Source organism: Streptococcus mitis, assembly GCF_001579035.1.
In the GTDB taxonomy this organism is placed as follows: Bacteria; Bacillota; Bacilli; order Lactobacillales; family Streptococcaceae; genus Streptococcus; species Streptococcus mitis_J.
The window spans coordinates 90,821-92,676 of record NZ_KQ970288.1 but is presented as its reverse complement, the minus strand read 5'-3'; the positions used below and the strand labels follow the sequence as shown (position 1 = coordinate 92,676).

Annotated in this window: 3 protein-coding genes; all 3 read left to right on the top strand. The window is 33.4% G+C overall.

Annotated elements, in window-relative coordinates:
• Positions 1-200: 200 nt before the first annotated feature.
• The 3 genes from SMIDD26_RS06620 (at position 201) to SMIDD26_RS12300 (ending at position 1,712) form a co-directional block, all read left to right on the top strand.
• The gene (locus SMIDD26_RS06620; protein ID WP_061439618.1) at positions 201-1,004 is read left to right on the top strand and encodes a DUF4261 domain-containing protein; all 804 of its coding nucleotides are present in this window, start codon (positions 201-203) and stop codon (positions 1,002-1,004) included.
• 153 nt (positions 1,005-1,157) lie between these two features.
• Positions 1,158-1,523 (top strand): MerR family transcriptional regulator, encoded by a 366-nt coding sequence (locus tag SMIDD26_RS06615; protein WP_061439617.1) that lies wholly within the window; start codon positions 1,158-1,160, stop codon positions 1,521-1,523.
• A gap of 15 nt (positions 1,524-1,538) precedes the next feature.
• Positions 1,539-1,712: a hypothetical protein gene (locus SMIDD26_RS12300; protein ID WP_161800613.1), complete on the top strand. Its 174-nt coding sequence runs from the start codon at positions 1,539-1,541 to the stop codon at positions 1,710-1,712.
• Positions 1,713-1,856 lie beyond the last annotated feature (144 nt).

The window sequence follows — 1,856 nt, the reverse complement described above, 5'->3', positions numbered from 1 at the left end:
TTTTTTAGGAACTGAGGCTGTCATTGAATTATTACACCTTAAAATGAAAAGGAAATTTACTTTATGAGATATTTTTTTGGTTTCTGAAACAGATTTTTATTTTCAAAATGCATGATATCGCTATTTTTGCCCCCAAAAAAGGGGCACAGCGTAAATGATTCACTTGACTTGACAATTCACGAGAAAAAGATGATAATCTAATGGAAGATATTTTAGACAAATTTTATGTAGAGGTTGAGGTGGAAGTTTTGAACAATGATAACATAGGAGAATTTTGTGGGAGCGTTTTGCTTTCAGAGGATTGTTGGGATAAGGATAAACTGATAAAAGATCTTAGAGATGAGTGGAGTATTGAAATCTCAAATGAAGATTTAACAGATGAAGCTGACGATGTAATCTTTACAGATATCAATGGATATCGTGTGGTTATCAGTAAATTCCCTGATCCCGTACCAAACGAAGAGGCGGAAATCAATGCTTCCAATAATTATATGTGGAGAGAAGCGGTAGAGGTTACTAAAAGCCATAAGGCACATATTGTCGTTGCTGTTTTAGGTGATGGAGAAGATATAAAAGAAAGAGGACTGATTTATACTGAGATTATGGCAGCTTGCAGCATGCAGGAAAATGCCATAGGCGTATTTACAAGCGGAGTGGTCTTTGAACCAAATTCTTACATTGACTGCGCTCAAATGATTAAAGAACAGGAATTACCTATTTTTAACTGGATATGGTTCGGTCTTTATCAAACTGACAAGGGAATATCCGTATACACTTATGGAATGTACGTGTTTGGAAAGTATGAACTTGAGATAATAGATGCAGATGAAAATCCGGGGGATCTAATAAAATTTATATCTTCAATCGTATCGTACATACTCCTTGAGGATGTAGATTTGCAGGATGGTGAGACCCTAGGTTTTTCAGAAAAAGACAAGTATAAAATTACATTAAGCAAAGGTGTTGCTCTTCCGGATCAAGACACATTGAAAATTGCTTATTAAGTGGAAACAAAGAAATCTTGGTGCAGTATAAAAGGCTGGGGCAACCTAGTCTTTTTTGTTGGAAAGAATGTTATGTTAGAAAATGCGATATAAAAAGTAAGAAAGCTCTTGACATTTATGTCAGTTATTTTTACAATACAGCTATCATAGAGAATAAGAGAAAAAGAATTACGACGTTCTTTAGCAGTGTTTCCAATAGGAACAGTTATGAAGTTGACTGATTTAACGGCAAGACAAATTAGCTACTATGAAGAACAACGTTTAATTACACCGGAACGTTCAGACACTAATCGCAGAATGTATTCCTTAAATGACGTAGATCGTTTGTTAGAGATTAAAGATTACTTGTCAGATGGATTAACGATTGTTGCGATTCAAAAAGTTTATTCGAATGAAAAGAAAAATCCGTTAGAAAAACCAACATCAAATGATGCTTTAACGGATGAAGATGTTCGACGAATTTTATATAACGAAATTATGCATATTGGAAGATTATCTGGACAAGAGAAATTACTATAGGGGTGGAGAAAAATGATGAAAAAGAGATTTGAAAATATTATTTTAGTATCAATGATTTGTATGAGTATTTTACCAACAAATGTATATGCAAAGGATAATAGAGAGATAGAAAAAGAGTTTACTATTGATGTTACAAATGATAAAAATACCACAGTTCAAACGAGCCTACTAAAAAAGCCATCAATTTGATGACTTTTTCAGTAGGCTCATATGTCACAATGGCTTATTTATGTACATTAGGATTTGCTTACTCAAAAGTACAAAAACAAGAAACAGAGCATTTGAACAGTTGGGTTGCTAAATAGTTGTCCCATTTTTAAAAAAATGACGAAA

Excerpts from the sequence above, each read along its gene's own strand:
- SMIDD26_RS12300 (WP_161800613.1), top strand. The coding sequence starts at position 1,539 with ATGAAAAAGAGATTTGAAAATATTATTTTAGTATCAATGATTTGTATG.
- SMIDD26_RS06620 (WP_061439618.1), top strand. The coding sequence starts at position 201 with ATGGAAGATATTTTAGACAAATTTTATGTAGAGGTTGAGGTGGAAGTT.